This is a genomic window from Streptomyces sp. NPDC057963, from assembly GCF_042887155.1.
GTDB lineage: Bacteria > Actinomycetota > Actinomycetes > Streptomycetales > Streptomycetaceae > Streptomyces.
Genome location: NZ_JBHVPX010000004.1, coordinates 331,644 through 348,009, shown reverse-complemented (window position 1 = coordinate 348,009; position 16,366 = coordinate 331,644). Strand labels below are relative to the sequence as shown.

General features: G+C 71.0%; 19 protein-coding genes. 9 read left to right on the top strand and 10 right to left on the bottom strand.

Translation table 11 applies throughout. The annotated features are described in order from the left end of the window. Nucleotides 1–11: 11 nt before the first annotated feature. From ACFVT1_RS11855 to ACFVT1_RS11820, 8 genes are all read right to left on the bottom strand, one after another. Nucleotides 12–749 carry a D-Ala-D-Ala carboxypeptidase family metallohydrolase gene (locus tag ACFVT1_RS11855; protein WP_389794365.1) on the bottom strand — a complete coding sequence of 246 codons (738 nt, stop codon included), beginning with the start codon at nucleotides 747–749 and terminating at the stop codon, nucleotides 12–14. Nucleotides 750–983: 234 nt separating this feature from the next. After that, nucleotides 984–1,622 carry a peptide deformylase gene (def, locus tag ACFVT1_RS11850; protein ID WP_389794364.1) on the bottom strand — a complete coding sequence of 213 codons (639 nt, stop codon included), beginning with the start codon at nucleotides 1,620–1,622 and terminating at the stop codon, nucleotides 984–986. Between the two features lie 106 nt (nucleotides 1,623–1,728). Beyond that, nucleotides 1,729–2,721: a hypothetical protein gene (locus tag ACFVT1_RS11845; RefSeq protein ID WP_072483827.1), complete on the bottom strand. Its 993-nt coding sequence runs from the start codon at nucleotides 2,719–2,721 to the stop codon at nucleotides 1,729–1,731. 91 nt (nucleotides 2,722–2,812) lie between these two features. After that, nucleotides 2,813–3,037 (bottom strand): hypothetical protein, encoded by a 225-nt coding sequence (locus ACFVT1_RS11840; protein WP_389794363.1) that lies wholly within the window; start codon nucleotides 3,035–3,037, stop codon nucleotides 2,813–2,815. A gap of 567 nt (nucleotides 3,038–3,604) precedes the next feature. Further along, nucleotides 3,605–3,925 (bottom strand): mycothiol system anti-sigma-R factor, encoded by a 321-nt coding sequence (gene rsrA, locus ACFVT1_RS11835; protein ID WP_362200685.1) that lies wholly within the window; start codon nucleotides 3,923–3,925, stop codon nucleotides 3,605–3,607. Next, nucleotides 3,922–4,578: a sigma-70 family RNA polymerase sigma factor gene (locus ACFVT1_RS11830; RefSeq protein ID WP_189273941.1), complete on the bottom strand. Its 657-nt coding sequence runs from the start codon at nucleotides 4,576–4,578 to the stop codon at nucleotides 3,922–3,924. The genes rsrA and ACFVT1_RS11830 overlap by 4 nt, the downstream gene beginning before the upstream one ends. 272 nt (nucleotides 4,579–4,850) lie before the next feature. After that, nucleotides 4,851–5,525, bottom strand: coding sequence for an alpha/beta family hydrolase (locus ACFVT1_RS11825; protein ID WP_389794362.1), 675 nt, complete (start codon nucleotides 5,523–5,525; stop codon nucleotides 4,851–4,853). Nucleotides 5,526–5,541: 16 nt separating this feature from the next. Then, on the bottom strand, nucleotides 5,542–6,357 hold the full coding sequence (locus tag ACFVT1_RS11820) for an SOS response-associated peptidase (protein WP_389794361.1): 816 nt from the start codon (nucleotides 6,355–6,357) through the stop codon (nucleotides 5,542–5,544). A gap of 65 nt (nucleotides 6,358–6,422) precedes the next feature. Here ACFVT1_RS11820 and ACFVT1_RS11815 point away from each other — a divergent pair, with 65 nt between their 5' ends. The 4 genes from ACFVT1_RS11815 to ACFVT1_RS11800 all read left to right on the top strand — a co-directional run bounded on the left by ACFVT1_RS11815 (nucleotide 6,423) and on the right by ACFVT1_RS11800 (nucleotide 10,025). Next, nucleotides 6,423–7,136 (top strand): M50 family metallopeptidase, encoded by a 714-nt coding sequence (locus ACFVT1_RS11815; RefSeq protein WP_389794360.1) that lies wholly within the window; start codon nucleotides 6,423–6,425, stop codon nucleotides 7,134–7,136. Between the two features lie 138 nt (nucleotides 7,137–7,274). Further along, nucleotides 7,275–8,591, top strand: a complete 1,317-nt coding sequence (gene aroA, locus ACFVT1_RS11810) for a 3-phosphoshikimate 1-carboxyvinyltransferase (RefSeq protein ID WP_389794359.1) — start codon at nucleotides 7,275–7,277, stop codon at nucleotides 8,589–8,591. A gap of 3 nt (nucleotides 8,592–8,594) precedes the next feature. Continuing rightward, nucleotides 8,595–9,611: a ribosome small subunit-dependent GTPase A gene (rsgA, locus tag ACFVT1_RS11805; RefSeq protein ID WP_389794358.1), complete on the top strand. Its 1,017-nt coding sequence runs from the start codon at nucleotides 8,595–8,597 to the stop codon at nucleotides 9,609–9,611. Nucleotides 9,612–9,701: 90 nt separating this feature from the next. Further along, entirely contained in the window at nucleotides 9,702–10,025 is a 324-nt protein-coding gene (locus ACFVT1_RS11800; RefSeq protein ID WP_362200667.1) for a multidrug efflux SMR transporter, read from the top strand. A gap of 177 nt (nucleotides 10,026–10,202) precedes the next feature. On the opposite strand, the gene ACFVT1_RS11795 is transcribed toward ACFVT1_RS11800, so the two are convergent. After that, on the bottom strand, nucleotides 10,203–10,829 hold the full coding sequence (locus tag ACFVT1_RS11795) for a TetR/AcrR family transcriptional regulator (RefSeq protein ID WP_389794357.1): 627 nt from the start codon (nucleotides 10,827–10,829) through the stop codon (nucleotides 10,203–10,205). 137 nt (nucleotides 10,830–10,966) lie between these two features. Here ACFVT1_RS11795 and hisN point away from each other — a divergent pair, with 137 nt between their 5' ends. Together hisN and ACFVT1_RS11785 are read left to right on the top strand one after the other, a co-directional pair. Then, nucleotides 10,967–11,767, top strand: coding sequence for a histidinol-phosphatase (gene hisN / locus ACFVT1_RS11790; RefSeq protein ID WP_389794356.1), 801 nt, complete (start codon nucleotides 10,967–10,969; stop codon nucleotides 11,765–11,767). 164 nt (nucleotides 11,768–11,931) lie between these two features. Then, the gene (locus ACFVT1_RS11785) at nucleotides 11,932–12,336 is read left to right on the top strand and encodes a CBS domain-containing protein (protein ID WP_362200657.1); all 405 of its coding nucleotides are present in this window, start codon (nucleotides 11,932–11,934) and stop codon (nucleotides 12,334–12,336) included. A 71-nt stretch (nucleotides 12,337–12,407) separates the two neighbouring features. Here ACFVT1_RS11785 and ACFVT1_RS11780 read toward each other — a convergent pair whose 3' ends face one another. Then, the gene (locus tag ACFVT1_RS11780) at nucleotides 12,408–13,859 is read right to left on the bottom strand and encodes a catalase (protein ID WP_389794355.1); all 1,452 of its coding nucleotides are present in this window, start codon (nucleotides 13,857–13,859) and stop codon (nucleotides 12,408–12,410) included. Between the two features lie 161 nt (nucleotides 13,860–14,020). Between ACFVT1_RS11780 and ACFVT1_RS11775 the strand changes: the two genes are divergently transcribed. The 3 genes from ACFVT1_RS11775 (at nucleotide 14,021) to ACFVT1_RS11765 (ending at nucleotide 16,344) form a co-directional block, all read left to right on the top strand. Beyond that, nucleotides 14,021–14,440, top strand: a complete 420-nt coding sequence (locus ACFVT1_RS11775) for a Fur family transcriptional regulator (protein ID WP_389794354.1) — start codon at nucleotides 14,021–14,023, stop codon at nucleotides 14,438–14,440. Between the two features lie 249 nt (nucleotides 14,441–14,689). Then, on the top strand, nucleotides 14,690–15,478 hold the full coding sequence (locus tag ACFVT1_RS11770) for an ABC transporter ATP-binding protein (protein WP_389794600.1): 789 nt from the start codon (nucleotides 14,690–14,692) through the stop codon (nucleotides 15,476–15,478). Further along, nucleotides 15,475–16,344 carry an ABC transporter permease gene (locus tag ACFVT1_RS11765; protein ID WP_389794353.1) on the top strand — a complete coding sequence of 290 codons (870 nt, stop codon included), beginning with the start codon at nucleotides 15,475–15,477 and terminating at the stop codon, nucleotides 16,342–16,344. Before ACFVT1_RS11770 ends, ACFVT1_RS11765 begins: the two co-directional genes overlap by 4 nt. Nucleotides 16,345–16,366 lie beyond the last annotated feature (22 nt).

Below are 16,366 nucleotides of genomic sequence, written 5' to 3'. Positions count from 1 at the left end.
GCCCTCATGTGTCAGATGCCGCAGTTCGGCGCCGACCAGAAGCGGCTGGGCCCCTGGTTGACGTGGACGTGGTCGCCGTGGTCCGGGTAGCCGGGGCCGAGGATCCCGTTGAAGCCGTGGTTGCGGGCCTCCTTGGCGAGGGTGCAGAGCGCGTGCGGTCCGGCGCCCAGGTCGGCCGCGTCCCCGTACAGATGGCGGCTGTTGGACGCGCCGCCGACCGCACTGTTGCAGGAGGTGGAGCGGAAGCCGCTGGTGATCCGGATCGACTGGTCGCCGAGCGCGTGCCGCAGCGCCTCCAGCTTCCACATGGTGCTCAGGGCGTTGGCCTTCGCCGTGCCCGCCGCCACGGCACCGCCTGCCCAGGTCGTATTGCACTGGTTGTGCTCGGCGTACGTGAAGTGGACCGGAGTGCAGTCGTTGTCCTGGAGCGAATAGATCCTGGCCTGGGTGGCCGGGCCCGCGATGCCGTCGGCGGCGAGGCCGTAGGCGGCCTGGAAGCGCTTGACGGCGGCGGTGGTGGCCGGCCCGTAGGAGCCGTCGACGGCGAGCACGGAGTTGTAGCCCGGATAGCCGGCCACCCGTATCTGGAGCTGGACGACGTCATTGCCGGTGGCCCCGGGGGACAGTGTGCGGGTCCAGGTGTAGCAGCCGTCGGCCTGTGCGGTGCCGGCGGTGGCCACGGCCCCGCCCCAGGCAAAAGCCATGACCATGACAAGTCCCAGCAGGAGTCGTGCGGCGCGTCTGAGCATGAAGGGGCTCCCTACCATGACGGAGATGTGGTGAGAGAGCTTGTCGGACGAGTCGACGCGCGTCAACTATGCGCAAATAAACGGTGGTTGACGATCGCCCGGAGGGCGGAGACCGAGGTCGGAACCGGCGGACGCAGAACGGGGCCGGCGGACGGAGAACGGAAACCGGGGCGGAAACCGGCGGGCCCGGCCTCCCGCGCAGGGGAGACCGGGCCCGCCCGGTGGCCCGGACGCTCAGTCGTTCGGCACGACCTCGTAGCGCGGCGTGTTCTCCGCCATCTGCCGCAGCGCGTCCTTGCGGTCCCGCTTCGAGAGCCGGTCGATGTACAGGTATCCGTACAGGTGGTCCGTCTCGTGCTGGAGGCAGCGGGCGAAGTAGCCGTTGCCCCGGATCCTGACCGGGTTGCCCTTGGCGTCCTGTCCGCGTACCACCGCGTAGTCCGGGCGGGCCAGCGCGGCGTACGCCGTCGGGACGGAGAGGCAGCCCTCGTTGGAGTCGTCCAGGATCCGGTCCTCCGGCGCCAGCTCCTCCAGCACCGGATTGCAGACGGCGCCCACGTGCCGCACGCCGTCGTCGTCCGGGCAGTCGTAGACGAAGACCTTCAGGTCGACGCCGATCTGGTTGGCGGCCAGGCCCACGCCCTCCGCCGTCCGCTGGCTCGCGAACATGTCGTCGATCAGCCGGCTCAGCTCGTCGTCGAACTCGGTGACGTCCCGGCACTCCTTGTGCAGCACCGGGTTGCCCACGACCGTGATCGGACGGGAGGTGCCACGCTCGCGACAGGCCGTCTCGCGCGCCTCACAGTCCTCCGTGTCCACGACGAAGCCCTCGTCGTCGACGATGATCTGCTCGTCCGTCTCCTGCTGCGCCATGTCCGCCGTACGCCTTCCTCAAAACCTGAAACCCGGGCATCCGAAGGTCCGGGGACCCGGGCACCCGTGCACCGCGATCGGTGCCCGTACAGCCTACGGGCACCGGTCAGCAGACTTCTTCGAGATCCCGCCACTCGCGGCTGTCCGGGCTGTCCGCGACCCAGCCGTCCAGCAGTCCGCGCACCAGTCCGGCCGGTGCCGCTATCCCGCACTCGCGCTCGGGCACCCACAGCTCACCGGCGGTGCGGTGGCCCAGCGGGCCCGGGTGCCCCGGCTCGCTGTGGTCGTGCGGGTCGAGGTGCTCACCGTCGCCCTCGTCGCTCTCCATCCGGCTCTCCGAGCAGGCCCGGCAGAGCAGCCGTACGGACGACGACCAGTCCTCGGCGGCGAACCCGGCGTCGGACGCGAGCTGCTCCAGCGCGTCCCGGTCCGCCTCGGTGGCCGCTTCGAGCAGCACCACCCAGGTGGGTACGGGGGACGGCGCCCACAGCTCGATCTCGTCGAAGACGGGGTACGAGGGCCCGGCCGCGGTGACCCGCTCGCCGTGCGGCACCCCGTCGTGCAGGACGACCTCGCCCCAGCGGCGGCCGGACGACGGCAGCGGGATGGAGAGCACCTCCATCCGGGCCGGATCGAGCCTGCGCCCCCAGACCACCTCGGCCTCGCCCTCCGGCGACAGCCGTACCGCGGCGCTGCCCAGCTCCATGCCGACGGGCTCGCTGTTGGCCGCCGAGGTGTGCTGGCCGGCGCCCGGCACCTTCAGGCCGTACGCCTGCCAGGCGCGGCGCGCCAGCGGCCAGTCCTGCAACGCCGTGGCCGCGATCCCGACGTTCCACCAGTCCGGAGCGCCGGATTCCTTGTCGAGCAGCGCGACGGCCCTCAGGCCGGCGGCTCTCGCCTGTTCCCAGTCATGCCGGAACTTGTGCAGCAGGGCCAGGTTGAACCACGACTCGGAGAGCCAGGGTTCCAGGTCCGCCGCACGTGTCAGCAGCGCGCCCGCGTCCTCGTACCGGCCGTCGCCGATCAGCGTGAACGCGCGGTCCGTGGCCTGCCGCCAAGAGGCGGACGGCCGATGCCGTACCTTCCCGAAGATCCTCACGATTCCCGCCTGTCCCGACTGGACACCCTCGTTTTCCGCTCTTCTTCGCATCCAACCATGCCGGGCCGGACGCTCGCTCATTACCCATGGGTTACCCATGCGGGACAGGGGCCAGACCGCCCCGGGCCGGGACCCGGGCCAGTGATTCCACGACCTCGGACCGGTGGGCGCGGCCGGTCCCGGGCCCGAGCTGTTCCAGCGCGCCCGGCGGCCCGATGAGACCTTCCCCGGAGAGGTCGCCGTATGCGTCGACGGCCTCGACGATCCTGGCGGACAGCGGCCGCTCGCGGTAGGGGTCGGCCCGCCGTTCCGCCACGACAGCGGCCTCCGGGCCCACCCCGGTCCGCCGGACCGCGGCCCCGCCGAGCAGCGCGGTCCGGCGCCGCTCGGTGAGGGGCGGGGCGGCCGTTCGGCCGCGACCTGGATGGAGCCGTCCGGGGCGGCCAGGACGAGGCCGAAGGCCAGGGCGGCGGCGCAGGCGGGCAGCAGGGCGTACGGGAGGTCGGGAGGCAGGCCGGTGCAAGTGCAGGTGCCGATGCGGGTGCGAGTGCCGGGGGCGGGGCCGCCGAGCGCGCCGGTGCCGCCGAGCGCGCCGGTGCCGCCGAGCGCGCCGGTGCCGCCGGGTGTGGCCGGTGCCGCCGGGTGTGGCCGGTGCCGCCGAGCGGACCGTGGACGGGCGGGGCCGCCCAGGCGGTGACGGCGAGCCGCGCGGCCCGCCGCCGGACGCGCCGTGCGGTGGCGGGCACCATGGCCAATGGAGGTGCCACATCGGCGAGTTGGGTGTGCGGCCGAGGGTCAACGGCCGGATTGACACATTCGGGTGATGTGCCGGAGACGTGGACACATACGAGGGGGCGCCCCTACGCGCGGCGCCCGCCGGGCATCATTCCTTGGCGGCGGTCGGCTGACCGGACTCCGACGCCGTCACATCCTGCTCGGGCACCGCCTGCCCCGAGCGGATCAGGTCGATCCTGCCCATCACCTTGGAACGCAGATCGCTCGGCACGTCGTCCTGGCCGCAGCAGCGTTTCACCAGCTTCTTCACGGCCTGTTCCAGACCGTACTTCTCCAGGCACGGGGAGCACTCCTCGAAGTGCACCTCGAACTTGGTGCAGTCGCTGTCGGGCATCTCGTGGTCGAGAAACTCATACAGATGATCGAGGACCTCTGAGCAGTCCGTCTCGTGCGGCTCTCCGCAGCTCATGAGCCCGAGCCTTTCCGATCGTCCGACTCTCCGGCACCGGCCGGGACGAGCCCGCGCTCACGGGCGTAGTCCTCCAGCATGCCGCGCAACTGGCGGCGGCCCCGGTGCAGTCGGGACATCACCGTACCGATGGGAGTCCCCATGATGTCCGCGATCTCCTTGTAGGCAAAGCCCTCTACATCGGCGAGATACACGGCGATGCGGAACTCTTCGGGGATCGCCTGCAGAGCGGACTTCACATCCGAGTCCGGCAGGTGGTCGAGCGCCTGCGACTCGGCGGAGCGCAGACCGGTCGACATGTGCGACTCGGCGCGCGCCAGCTGCCAGTCCTCGATCTCTTCGGCGGCGCTGCGCTGAGGTTCACGCTGCTTCTTGCGGTACGAGTTGATGAACGTGTTGGTGAGGATGCGGTACATCCACGCCTTGAGGTTCGTGCCCTCGCGGAACTGGTGGAAGGAGCCGTACGCCTTGGCATACGTCTCCTGGACCAGGTCCTCGGCGTCCGCGGGGTTGCGCGTCATGCGCAGCGCGGCCGAGTACATCTGGTCGAGGAAACCGAGAGCGTCCCGCTCGAAGCGCGCGTTGCGCTCGGCGGTCGTCTCCTGCGCGCGGCCGTCGTCGGTCCCTGTGTCGGTCCCAGTGACCGGACCCACCTCCTCCAACGCTGTGGCGGAGCCGAAACCGGACCCGCTCGAATCGGAGAATAGTCGACCTTGCTTCGAGGCGGGCTGTCGATCCGATCCGCTCAGCGCTCGCTCGGGAGTGGTCTTGGCCGCATGCAGCACCGTCCACTCCAGGTCAGCGGCGTTCGAGCGGCGCGGGCAGATGGTCGAACCCATGCGACGGACTCCCTCTCCACGTACGACGTTGATGTACCGATGACTCGCACAACAGTGGCCCCTGCCTCAACATTCCCGGGGGTGTGTCACACGAGCGCGGACAGCCACCCGGTCACAGCGGTGGTCAGGATCTCCATCGCCTGGTCCTCGGTCGGGCCGGACTTCTTCGGTACGGCGAACCCGTGGTCGGCGTACGGCACCTCGGTGAGCTCGTACTCCCCCGGAGGGAATTCGGCGGGCCGCCCGAACGGGTCGTTGCCGCCCTGTACGACGAGTACGGGTACGCCCGCCCCGAGGAGCTCGTCCTCGCGGGACTTCTCCGGCTTTCCCGGTGGGTGCAGCGGGAAGGCGAGTGCGAGGACGGCGTGGGCGCCGAGCTCCGCCGCCGTCCGGCAGGCCACCCTCGCCCCGGCGCTGCGTCCGCCCGCGACGACGGGCAGCCCGGCGGCGGTGAGCGCGGGCCACAGGCCCCGCCACCCGGTGTCCAGGGTCTTCGGGGCGGGCGCGACCTTCTTCCCGGCGACCCGCCACGGCTGCTCCACCAGGGCGACGGTCACCCCGTGGGCGGGCAGCGCGGCGGCCAGGGCCCGGAGGTCACGGGTCTCCACGCCGCCGCCCGCGCCATGGCTGACGGCGAGCACCAGCCGGGCACCCCGGGTGCGCTTCGCCGGGCACCAGGTGATCCTGGCCTGTCCGGCCTCGGTGTCGACCGTCTCGGTCTCGTGCTCGCGGCCTGTCTCTGCGGTGGTCACGCGCCCCATCCTTCCCGGTGAGCGGTCAGAAGAGCGTCCCCGCCTCCGGCGCGGCCAGCTCCTCCAGCAGTTCGGGGCCGTTGTTGCGGACGTTGCTGACGGCCGTGGCGACCGGGTACGCCCGCATCAGCCCGCCCGGCGGCGGTGCGAGCAGCGCCCGCAGTTCCCCGACGTCGGTGCGTGACGGGTCGAGCCAGGCGTCCCACCGGTCCGGGGTCAGCATCAGCGGCATCCGGGGGTGGATGTCGGCGAGCGCGGCCGGGCCCTCGGCGGGGGCGACGGCGAGCGGGGTGGTCTCCGCCTCGGTCGTGATCACGGAGCAGGTCGCCCACCAGGCCGTCGGGTGGTCGTCCGGCAGGGTCCGGTCGCGCCAGAACTCGTACAGCCCGGCCATCGCGAAGACCGATCCGTCGGCGGGTGTCACGAAGTACGGCTGCTTGCGCGGCCGCTTCTTCTTCCCCTTCTCCTCCAGCTGCCGTTCGTCCGCGCCGGTGACCCACTCGTAGTAGCCGTCGGCGGGCAGGATGCAGCGCCGGGAGAGGAAGGGGCGGCGGAAGGACGGCTTCTCGTGGACGGTCTCCGCACGGGCGTTGATCATGCGGGCGGCGCCCTCGGGGGACTTCGCCCAGGACGGCACGAGCCCCCATTTCAGGGCGCGCAACTGGCGAACCGGACGCTGCTCGTCTGCGTCTTTCAATGGACGTTCCAGTACGGCGTAGACCTCCTTGGTCGGCGCCACGTTCCAATCGGGCGCCAGGGCCTCCGCCGGTTCCCACTTCTCGACCCGGAAGAGTCCGGTCAGGTCCTCGGGCCGCCGACTCGCTGCATACCGTCCGCACATGAGTGCCAGACTGCCACGACTGCCACGACGGCAGGACGCCGATACCGCAAGGAGCCGCCCGCACCATGGACAGCACCGATCTGGGCAATCTGTGGGACCGCGTCTTCGGCACCCAGCCCCTCCCCGAGCAGTGGCTGGTGGTGGTGACCGGCACGCTCGCGCTGATCGCCGTCGTGCCGAACCCGATATGGCGGCTGGCCCGCAACGCGATCACCATCGCGCACGAGGGCGGCCACGGGCTGATCGCGCTGTGCACCGGACGGCAGCTGTCCGGCATCCGGCTGCACTCGGACACCAGCGGGCTGACGGTCAGCCGCGGCAGGCCGACCGGCATCGGGATGATCCTGACCGCGGCGGCGGGCTACACCGCCCCGCCGCTGCTGGGCCTGGGCGGGGCATGGCTGCTGGTCGCCGGCCGGATCACGCTGTTCCTGTGGCTGGCCACCGCGCTGCTCGCGGTGATGCTGGTGATGATCCGCAATGTGTACGGGGCGCTGGCGGTGATCTTCACCGGATCGGCCTTCCTGCTGGTGTCCTGGCTGGCCTCGCCCGCCGTGCAGTCGTTGTTCGCCTGCACCGCGGTCTGGTTCCTGCTGCTCGGCGGCGTACGCCCGGCCTTCGAGCTCCAGTCGAAGCGGCGGCGCGGAGGTGCGCCGGACTCGGACGCGGACCAGTTGTCGCGGCTGACCGACGTGCCGGCCGCGCTCTGGCTGTTCCTCTTCCACGCGGTCTCGCTCTGCTCGCTGATCGGCGGCGGACGCTGGCTGCTCGGTATGTGAGCGGCCGCCGCCGCGCCGGTATCGGCTCCGCGACGACCGGTAGCGGTCCCACGCTGCCTTACCACGATCGCGTTACACCCCGATTTCGTCATGTTTGATCGAGATTCGGGTTTGCGGTGAACCACTAAAGTGAGGTCCATGACCGAAAGTTCCGTGCACCCCGCCCTCTGGCCCGCCCCGCATGCGAGCGGAGCCGTCGACGCGACCGTCACCGTGCCCGGATCGAAATCGGTCACCAATCGCGCGCTCGTCCTCGCCGCTCTCGCCGCCGAGCCCGGCTGGCTGCGCCGCCCGCTGCGCTCCCGCGACACCCTGCTGATGGCCGAGGCGCTGCGCGCGATGGGCGTCGGCATCGAGGAAGGCGTCGGCCCGGACGGCTCCGGCGAGGCCTGGCGGGTCATCCCGGCCGGACTGCACGGCCCGACCACGATCGACGTCGGCAACGCCGGGACGGTCATGCGATTCCTGCCGCCGGTCGCCGCCCTCGCCGACGGCCCGGTCCACTTCGACGGCGACCCCCGTTCGTACGAGCGCCCGCTGAACGGCGTGATCGACGCGCTGCGGGTGCTCGGCGCCCGGATCGACGACGACGGACGCGGATCGCTGCCGATGACCGTGCACGGCAGCGGTGCGCTGGACGGCGGAGCGGTGGCGATCGACGCCTCCTCGTCCTCCCAGTTCGTCTCGGCGCTGCTGCTGTCGGCGCCGCACTTCAACCAGGGGGTGGTGGTGCGCCACACCGGCGCCCGGCTCCCCTCGATGCCGCACATCCGGATGACCGTCGACATGCTGCGGGCCGTCGGCGCCCAGGTCGACGAGCCGGAGACGGGCGGCGAGCCGAACGTCTGGCGGGTCTCCCACTCCGCCCTGCTCGGCCGCGATCTGACCATCGAGCCCGATCTCTCCAACGCCCAGCCGTTCCTCGCGGCCGCGCTGGTCACCGGCGGCCGGGTCACCATCCCCGACTGGCCGGAGCACACCACTCAGCCGGGCGACGCACTGCGGGAGATCTTCACCGCGATGGGCGGCAGCTGCGAGCTGACCGAGCGCGGCCTCACCTTCACCGGTTCGGGCCGTGTCCACGGCATCGACGTCGACCTCGGCGAGGTCGGCGAGCTCACCCCGGGCATCGCGGCGGTCGCGGCCCTCGCCGACGGCCCGTCCACCCTGAGCGGCGTCGCCCATCTGCGGCTGCACGAGACGGACCGGCTCGCCGCGCTCACCAAGGAGATCAACGGGCTCGGCGGCGATGTCACCGAGACCGCCGACGGGCTCCACATCCGCCCGCGACCGCTGCACGGCGGTACCTTCCATACGTACGACGACCACCGGATGGCCACCGCGGGGTCGATCATCGGCCTTGCCGTCCCCGGAGTGGAGATCGAGAACGTGGCGACAACCGCCAAGACCCTGCCGGACTTCCCGCAGATGTGGACCGGAATGCTCGGGGCCTGAGAGATGCGCCGCTACGGCAAGAACCCCGACGAGGACGACATCCGGTTCCGCCCCAACCCGAAGGGCAACCGGCCTCGTACGCACACCCGCCCCAAGCACGAGGACGCCGAGGACGGCATGGTCCTCACCGTCGACCGCGGCCGCCTCACCTGTCTCGTCGACGGCCGTACGGTCATGGCGATGAAGGCCCGCGAGCTGGGCCGGAAGGCCGCCGTGGTGGGTGACACCGTCTCCCTCGTCGGCGATCTGTCCGGCGACAAGGACACCCTCGCCCGGATCGTCCGCATCGGTGAGCGCCGCTCGGTTCTGCGCCGGACCGCGGACGACGACGACCCGTTCGAGCGGGTGGTCGTCGCCAACGCCGACCAGCTGGCGATCGTCACCGCGCTCGCCGATCCGGAACCCCGGCCGCGGATGATCGACCGCTGTCTCGTCGCCGCGTACGACGGCGGGCTCTCCCCGCTCCTCGTCCTCACCAAGTCCGACCTCGCCTCCCCGGACAAACTGCTGGAGGCGTACACCCCGCTGGGCGTCCCCTTCATCGTCACCAGCCGCGAGGAGCTGGAGAACGGCGACGCGGCCGAGCGGGTCCGCGAGCAGTTGAACGACCGGGTCACGGCCTTCGTCGGGCACTCCGGTGTCGGAAAGACGACGCTGGTCAACGCACTCGTGCCGAAGGACCGGCGGCGTACGACAGGGGTCGTCAACGCGGTCACCGGCCGAGGCCGGCACACCACCACATCGGCGCTGGCGCTCCCGCTGCCCGACTACCGCGGCTGGGTGATCGACACCCCCGGCGTCCGCTCCTTCGGGTTGAACCACATCGATCCGTCCCGGGTGATCCACGCGTTCCCGGACCTGGAGCCCGGAACCGAGGAGTGCCCGCGCGGCTGCACCCACGACAGCCATGAACCGGAATGCGCCCTGGACGCCTGGGTGGCGGACGGCCACGCCGATCCGGCGCGGCTGGACTCGCTGCGGCGGTTGCTCTCCACCCGGGAACGACGCGAAGGCGACTGATCCGGGCACGTTTGCGATCGGACGAGACCGGTAAATGCATAATCACGCCCAGCGGGGCAAGGCGGTCACCGACGTGGGAGGGCACTGACGATGGCGTGGCTGCTGGTCGTGGTCGCGGGGATCCTGGAGACCGGCTTCGCCGTCTGCCTGAAGCTCTCGCACGGGTTCACCCGGCTCTGGCCGACCATCGCGTTCTGCGTCTTCGCCCTCGGCAGCTTCGGCCTGCTGACGCTGTCGCTGAAGAAACTCGACGTGGGGCCCGCCTACGCCGTGTGGACCGGCATCGGTGCGGCGGGCACCGCGATCTACGGCATGGTCTTCCTCGACGACGTGGTCTCCACCCTCAAGCTGGTCTCGATCTCCCTGGTGATCGTCGGGGTGATCGGGCTGCAGCTCTCGGGCTCGTCCCACTGACCGCCCGGCGCGCTCACGCCGTGACGGGGCCGCACGCGGGCAGGGGCCCGCGGGACGGGAGGGGCAGCAGAACGGCCCGGGGCTGCGCCCGGGTGCCCGGCCCGGCAGGTCACCGCGCGTCCGGCCCGGTCGGCGCCGGCTGTGCCGGGGCCGACCGGCTCACCCGGGGACCGGCGTTCATCCGGCCGGGAGCCGCTCCACCAACTCGCGCACCAGCGGCGCCGTCTCCCCCTCCCCTCCCCGCCCGGCCTCCGGGGAAGCCGGGACCAGCGCGTAGCTCAGCGCGAGCCGCAGCGCGATCTCGCAGGTCGCGGCCAGTACTTCCGGGTCGTGCGGCGGCCGCCCGCCGCCGAGGGCGGCCACCGCACGTCTCCTGACCCGGTCGAGCAGTTCGGCGGGGGTCGGTGTCCCCGCATCGGCGCGCCGCTGGGCGGGCACGCGCGACGCGATCGGCGCGGCCGGGTGTACGGGATGGGGTAGCCACTCTCCCCAGCAGCCCGTGAGCAACCCCCTGACCAGGGCGTTCGCACGCACGGCACGGACGGTCCAGGCAGCGGTGGCAGCCAGCCTGTCGCCCGTACCGCCCGGTGATGCCAGCGCCCGTTCGACACCGGCCAGATAGCCGTCGGCCGCGCCCCGGACGAGGGCGCGGGCCAGGCCGTCCTTGCTGCCGAACTCGTTGTAGAGGGTCTGCCGGGAGACCCCGGCGGCGGACGCGACATCGACCATGCGCACCACCGGCCAGGGCAGGGTGGCCAGCGCCGCGAGGGCGGCGTCCAGCAAGGCGTCTCGCGCCGTGGGCATCGTCGCCTCCCGCGCCAAGGGTTCTGCGTTCCAGAGGTTCTGCGTTCCAGAGTTGAGGTGCTCCCGGAGGCTGTCAATGGTCCGGGCGGCGCGAGGTCCGGTGGCTCTTGTTCATCTGCGGTCGATACTGTGACGGCATGCCCGACTACCACGATGATCTGCGCCTCGCCCATGTGCTGGCGGATGCCGCCGACGCGGCGACGATGGACCGGTTCAAGGCTCTGGACCTCAAGGTCGAGACCAAGCCGGACATGACTCCGGTGAGCGAGGCCGACAAGGCCGCCGAGGAACTGGTCCGCGGCCACCTCCATCGGGCGCGCCCGCGCGACGCGATCCTGGGCGAGGAGTTCGGGATCGAGGGCACCGGTCCGCGGCGCTGGGTCGTCGACCCGATCGACGGCACCAAGAACTACGTCCGCGGCGTGCCCGTCTGGGCGACGCTGATCTCGCTGATGGAAGCGGGTGAAGACGGCTTCCAACCGGTGGTCGGCGTGGTGTCGGCGCCGGCGCTCAACCGGCGCTGGTGGGCGGCCAAGGGCGCGGGCGCGTTCTCCGGTCGCAGTCTGACCTCCGCGACCCGGCTGCAGGTGTCGAAGGTGGAGCGGATCGCGGACGCCTCGTTCGCGTACGCGTCGCTGAGCGGCTGGGAGGAGCAGGGCCGGCTCGACGGGTTCATGGATCTGACCAGGGCCTGCTGGCGCACTCGTGGCTACGGGGACTTCTGGCCGTACATGATGGTCGCCGAGGGATCGGTCGACATCTGCGCGGAGCCGGAGCTCTCGCTCTGGGACATGGCCGCCAACGCGATCATCGTCCAGGAGGCGGGCGGGAGGTTCACCAGCCTGGACGGCGTCTCCGGTCCCGGCGGCGGCAATGCCGCGGCCTCGAACGGACTGCTCCACCACGAACTGCTGGGCTATCTGAACCAGCGCTACTGATCCGGAGTACGCCCCCGAGGGGCGGCGCGCACCACCGCGCGCCCCTCGGACGACCCCGTCCCCCCTTGTCCCGGTGTCGCATCGATGCAACCCTGAGAGTCCCCCTGCTTGTGAACTTGTGAATCGACTCACACGGTCGTTTCACGAAGGAGGTGGCTCTTTTCATGCTCGTCCGTGACGCCATGAGCACGCTGGTCCTCACCATCGGACCCACCCATACACTCCGCGACGCCGCCCGGCTGATGTCGGTCCGGCACGTGGGAGCCGCAGTCGTCCTCGACCGGGACACCAGCGGGCTCGGCATTCTCACCGAGCGCGACATCCTCGACGCGGTCGGATCGGGCCGGAATCCCGATGTCGAGACCGCCTCCGCCCACACCACCACCGATGTGGTGTTCGCCGCGCCCACCTGGACTCTGGAAGAGGCGGCGGAGGCCATGACGCACGGCGGGTTCCGCCATCTGATCGTGCTGGACGACCACGGACCCGTCGGCATCGTCTCGGTCCGCGACATCCTGCGCTGCTGGACACCCACCAGGCGCCGCCACCGCGCGGAACTCGTCGGCTGAACCCATGAACGACCGGTGGGCCGGCCCCCTCCGAAGAGGGGACCGGCCCACCGCCGACGACAGGCGTCCCGTCAGCCACGCAGGGCCTGGACCGCGGCCTCCAGACGCTTGCCGAAGTCGCCGTCCGCCTGGCGGAAGTTGTGGATCGCGCGCTCGGCGATGTCATCGCGCGACACCTTGGCGATGAACCCCGCGAGGTTGTCGATCAGCCGGGCCTTCTCGTCCTCGGAGAAGAGCCGGTAGAGGTTCCCGGCCTGCACGAAGTCGTTGTCCTCGGCGTGGCTCGGGGCCTCGTGCGTGCCGACCTCGCCCGTGACCGGAGTGGCCTCCCACAGCGGCCGGTCCGTCTGGGCCGGTCCGCCGAAGCTGTTCGGCTCGTAGTTCTTCGCACCCTTGTGGCGGCCGTCGTACAGGTAGCCGTCGCGGCTGTTGGTACGCGCCTCGGTGGCGTGCGGACGGTTCACCGGCAGGTGGTCGGCGTTGATGCCGACGCGGTAGCGGTGGGCGTCGCCGTACGCGAAGAGGCGGCCCTGGAGCATCTTGTCGGGGGACGGACCGATACCCGGCACGAGGTGCGCGGGGCTGAAGACCGACTGCTCGACCTCGGCGAAGATGTTCTCCGGGTTGCGGTTCAGCTCCAGCTTCCCGATCTCGATCGGCGGGTAGTCCTCGTGCGGCCACACCTTGGTGAGGTCGAACGGGTTGAAGCGGTACGTGGCCGCCTCGGCCGCCGGCATGATCTGGACCTGCACCGTCCACGACGGGAAGTCACCGCGCTCGATCGCCTCGCGCAGATCGCGCTGATGGCTGTCCGGGTCCTCACCGGCGAGCGTGTTGGCCTCGGCCTGGGTGAGGTTCTTGATGCCCTGGTCGGTCTTGAAGTGGTACTTGACCCAGAAGACCTCGCCGGCCTCGTTGCTCCACTGGTACGTGTGCGAGCCGTACCCGTTCATGTGGCGGAAGCTGGCCGGGATGCCGCGGTCGCCGAAGAGCCAGGTCACCTGATGGGTCGCCTCGGGCGACAGCCCCCAGAAGTCCCAGACGTTGTCCGCCTCCTGCGAGCCGGTGTACGGGTCGCGCTTCTGGGTGTGGATGAAGTCCGGGAACTTGATGGCGTCCTTGATGAAGAACACCGGGGTGTTGTTGCCGACGAGGTCGTAGTTGCCCTCCTCGGTGTAGAACTTCAGCGCGAAGCCGCGGGGGTCGCGCACCGCGTCGGCGGAGCCGAGGTTGCCCGCGACGGTCGAGAAGCGGAGGAACGTCTCGGTCTGCTTGCCGACCGCGGAGAGGAACTTCGCCCGCGTCCACTGCGAGACGTCGCGGGTCAGGGTGAACGTGCCGTACGCGCCGGCGCCGCGGGCGTGCACGATGCGCTCCGGAATGCGCTCGCGGTTGAAGTGCGCGAGCTTCTCCAGCAGCGACTGGTCCTGTACCAGTACCGGACCGCCGACGCCCGCGGTCTGGCTGTTCTGGTTGTCGGCGACCGGCGCGCCGGCCTCCGTGGTGAGCGGTCCCTGCGTCACGTGCGCCTCCTGCGTCGTTCCTGCACATTCGTCATGTCCTGCACAGCCTGTCCCTTGGCCTATGCCGGTTCCGATCCTACAATGGACATTGTCCAAGTCAAGTGAACATCCAAATTCACACACGTTCGGGACCCGGTCCCCCCACTGTTAGGCTTGTGCTTATGAGTGACCTGTTGGAACGACTTCGCGGACGCGGCTGGCGCATGACCGCCCAGCGGCGCGTCGTGGCCGAGGTCCTCGACGGGGACCACGTACACCTGACGGCCGACGAGGTCCACGCCCGGGCCGTCGCCAAGCTGCCCGAGATCTCCCGCGCCACCGTCTACAACACCCTGGGCGAGATGGTGACCCTCGGCGAGGTCATCGAGGTCTCCACGGACCGCCGGGCCAAGCGGTACGACCCGAACGCACACCGCCCCCACCACCACCTCGTCTGCGCGCGCTGCGGCACCATCCGCGACGTGCACCCGGCCGGCGACCCGCTCGCGGACCTGCCGAGCGACGAGCGGTTCGGCTTCACGGTCTCCGGCGTCGAGGTGACCTACCGCGGCATCTGCCCGAACTGCGCCACGACGACCTGACTTCTGTCACGGAGGGCCCCGGTGCGAGCATCACCCGCACCGGGGCCCTCCGCGTGAGCGCCCGCGGGACATGACGCACACACCCGGCCCCACCACGCGCGCACCCCCTTCCCGAAACTGACGGGTCGTCATATCGTCGGCGGCGATCACGTCCGCCCCGCGGCGGATCCGCACCTCGATACGCGCGAGGAGAGACCCGTGGGAGATCCGCACCCGACGCCACCCGAAGCCCCGGCCCCGTCTCCGGCCATCGCCACCGCCACCGCCACCGGTCCCAAACTCCGCGCCGACGCGCTCACCCGCTCGTTCGGACGCGGCACCAAGGCCCTGCCCGCCCTCGGCCCCGTCGATCTCTCCGTCGCACCGGGCGAGTTCACCTGCCTCGTCGGCCCGTCCGGCTGCGGCAAGTCCACGCTGCTCAGAATCGCCGCCGGGCTGCTCCGCCCCAGCTCCGGCGAGCTGTCCATCCGTACGGCCTCGTCCCGCCCGGCCGCGATGATCTTCCAGGACTACGGGATCTACGACTGGAAGACCGTACTGGCCAACGTCCGCTTCGGCCTCGACATCCAGCGCGTACCGCGCAAGGAGGCCGACGCCAAGGCGCGCGACTGGCTGGCCCGGATGGGGCTCTCCGACTTCGCGGGGGCGTATCCGGCCACCCTCTCCGGCGGGATGCGGCAGCGGGTCGCGATCGCCCGTGCCCTCGCCGTCGAGCCCGAGCTGCTGCTGATGGACGAGCCGTTCGCGGCGCTCGACGCCCAGCTGCGCACGATTCTCCAGGACGAGCTCCTCGACCTCACCCAGACCACCCGTACCACCACTCTCTTCATCACCCACAGCCTCGAAGAGGCGATCGTCCTCGGGGACCGGGTGCTGGTGATGTCCGCCAGGCCGGGGCGGATCATCGCCGAGCGCCGCCCGCCATTCGGCCGCCCGCGCACCGGCGAGGTCCGGTCGGCACCCGAATTCACCGCGCTGAAGAGCGAACTGTGGGAACTGCTGCGCGGCGAGGTGCGGAGGGAGGCGGTCCCGGCATGAGCACCGCCGTACGTGCCACGAAACCCGACGACGGTGTGCTGATCCGCAGACCGGGCCCGCAGGAGCTTCATCCGATACGCACCCACCGCAGGCGCCGCGCCCTCGAACTCGCGCTCGCCGTCGCCGTACCGCTGGCGCTGGTGCTGCTCTGGCAGCTCGCCGCCACGCAGTCCTGGATCGACGGGCGGGTCTACCCCGCCCCCTCCACCATCCTGGCGGACGGCTGGGACCGGGCGGGCGCCGGTGAGCTGTGGCCGGATGTGTGGGCCACGCTCAGGCGGGTCCTCGGCGGCTATGCGATCGGCACCGTCGCGGGATACGCGCTCGGGCTGCTGATGGGCTCGCTCTCACTCGTACGGGCGGCGCTGGAGCCGTTGCTCGACGCCCTGTACGTCGTGCCGAAACTGGCCCTGCTGCCGGTCTTCCTCAACATGTTCGGCCTCGGCGAGGGGCCGCAGATCGCCCTGGTCGCCGCGACCGTCTTCTTCTTCGTCTGGATCTCCACCATGGCGGCCGTGCTCGCCGTCCCGGTCGGCCACCGTGACGCCGGTCGGGTCTTCGGCGCCTCTCCCCGGCAGATGTTCCGGCACGTACTGCTGCCCGCGTCGCTGCCCGCGGTCCTGGTCGGGGCGCGGATCGCGGCGGGGGTGGCCGTACTGGTCATCGTCGCCTCCGAGCAGATCGCGGCCGCCGACGGACTCGGCCATCTGATCTTCGACTCCCGGGCGTTGTTCCGGAACGACGTGATGTTCGTCGGCATCGTGTGCGTGGCGGTCCTCGGTGTCGTCTTCTCCGAAGTGGTGCGGATCGCCGGTCGGCTGCTCACCCCGTGGGCCCCGCGCGACCGCGGTCGCGGCCAGTCCTGAACGGCTCCCCCACGTTCTTCGT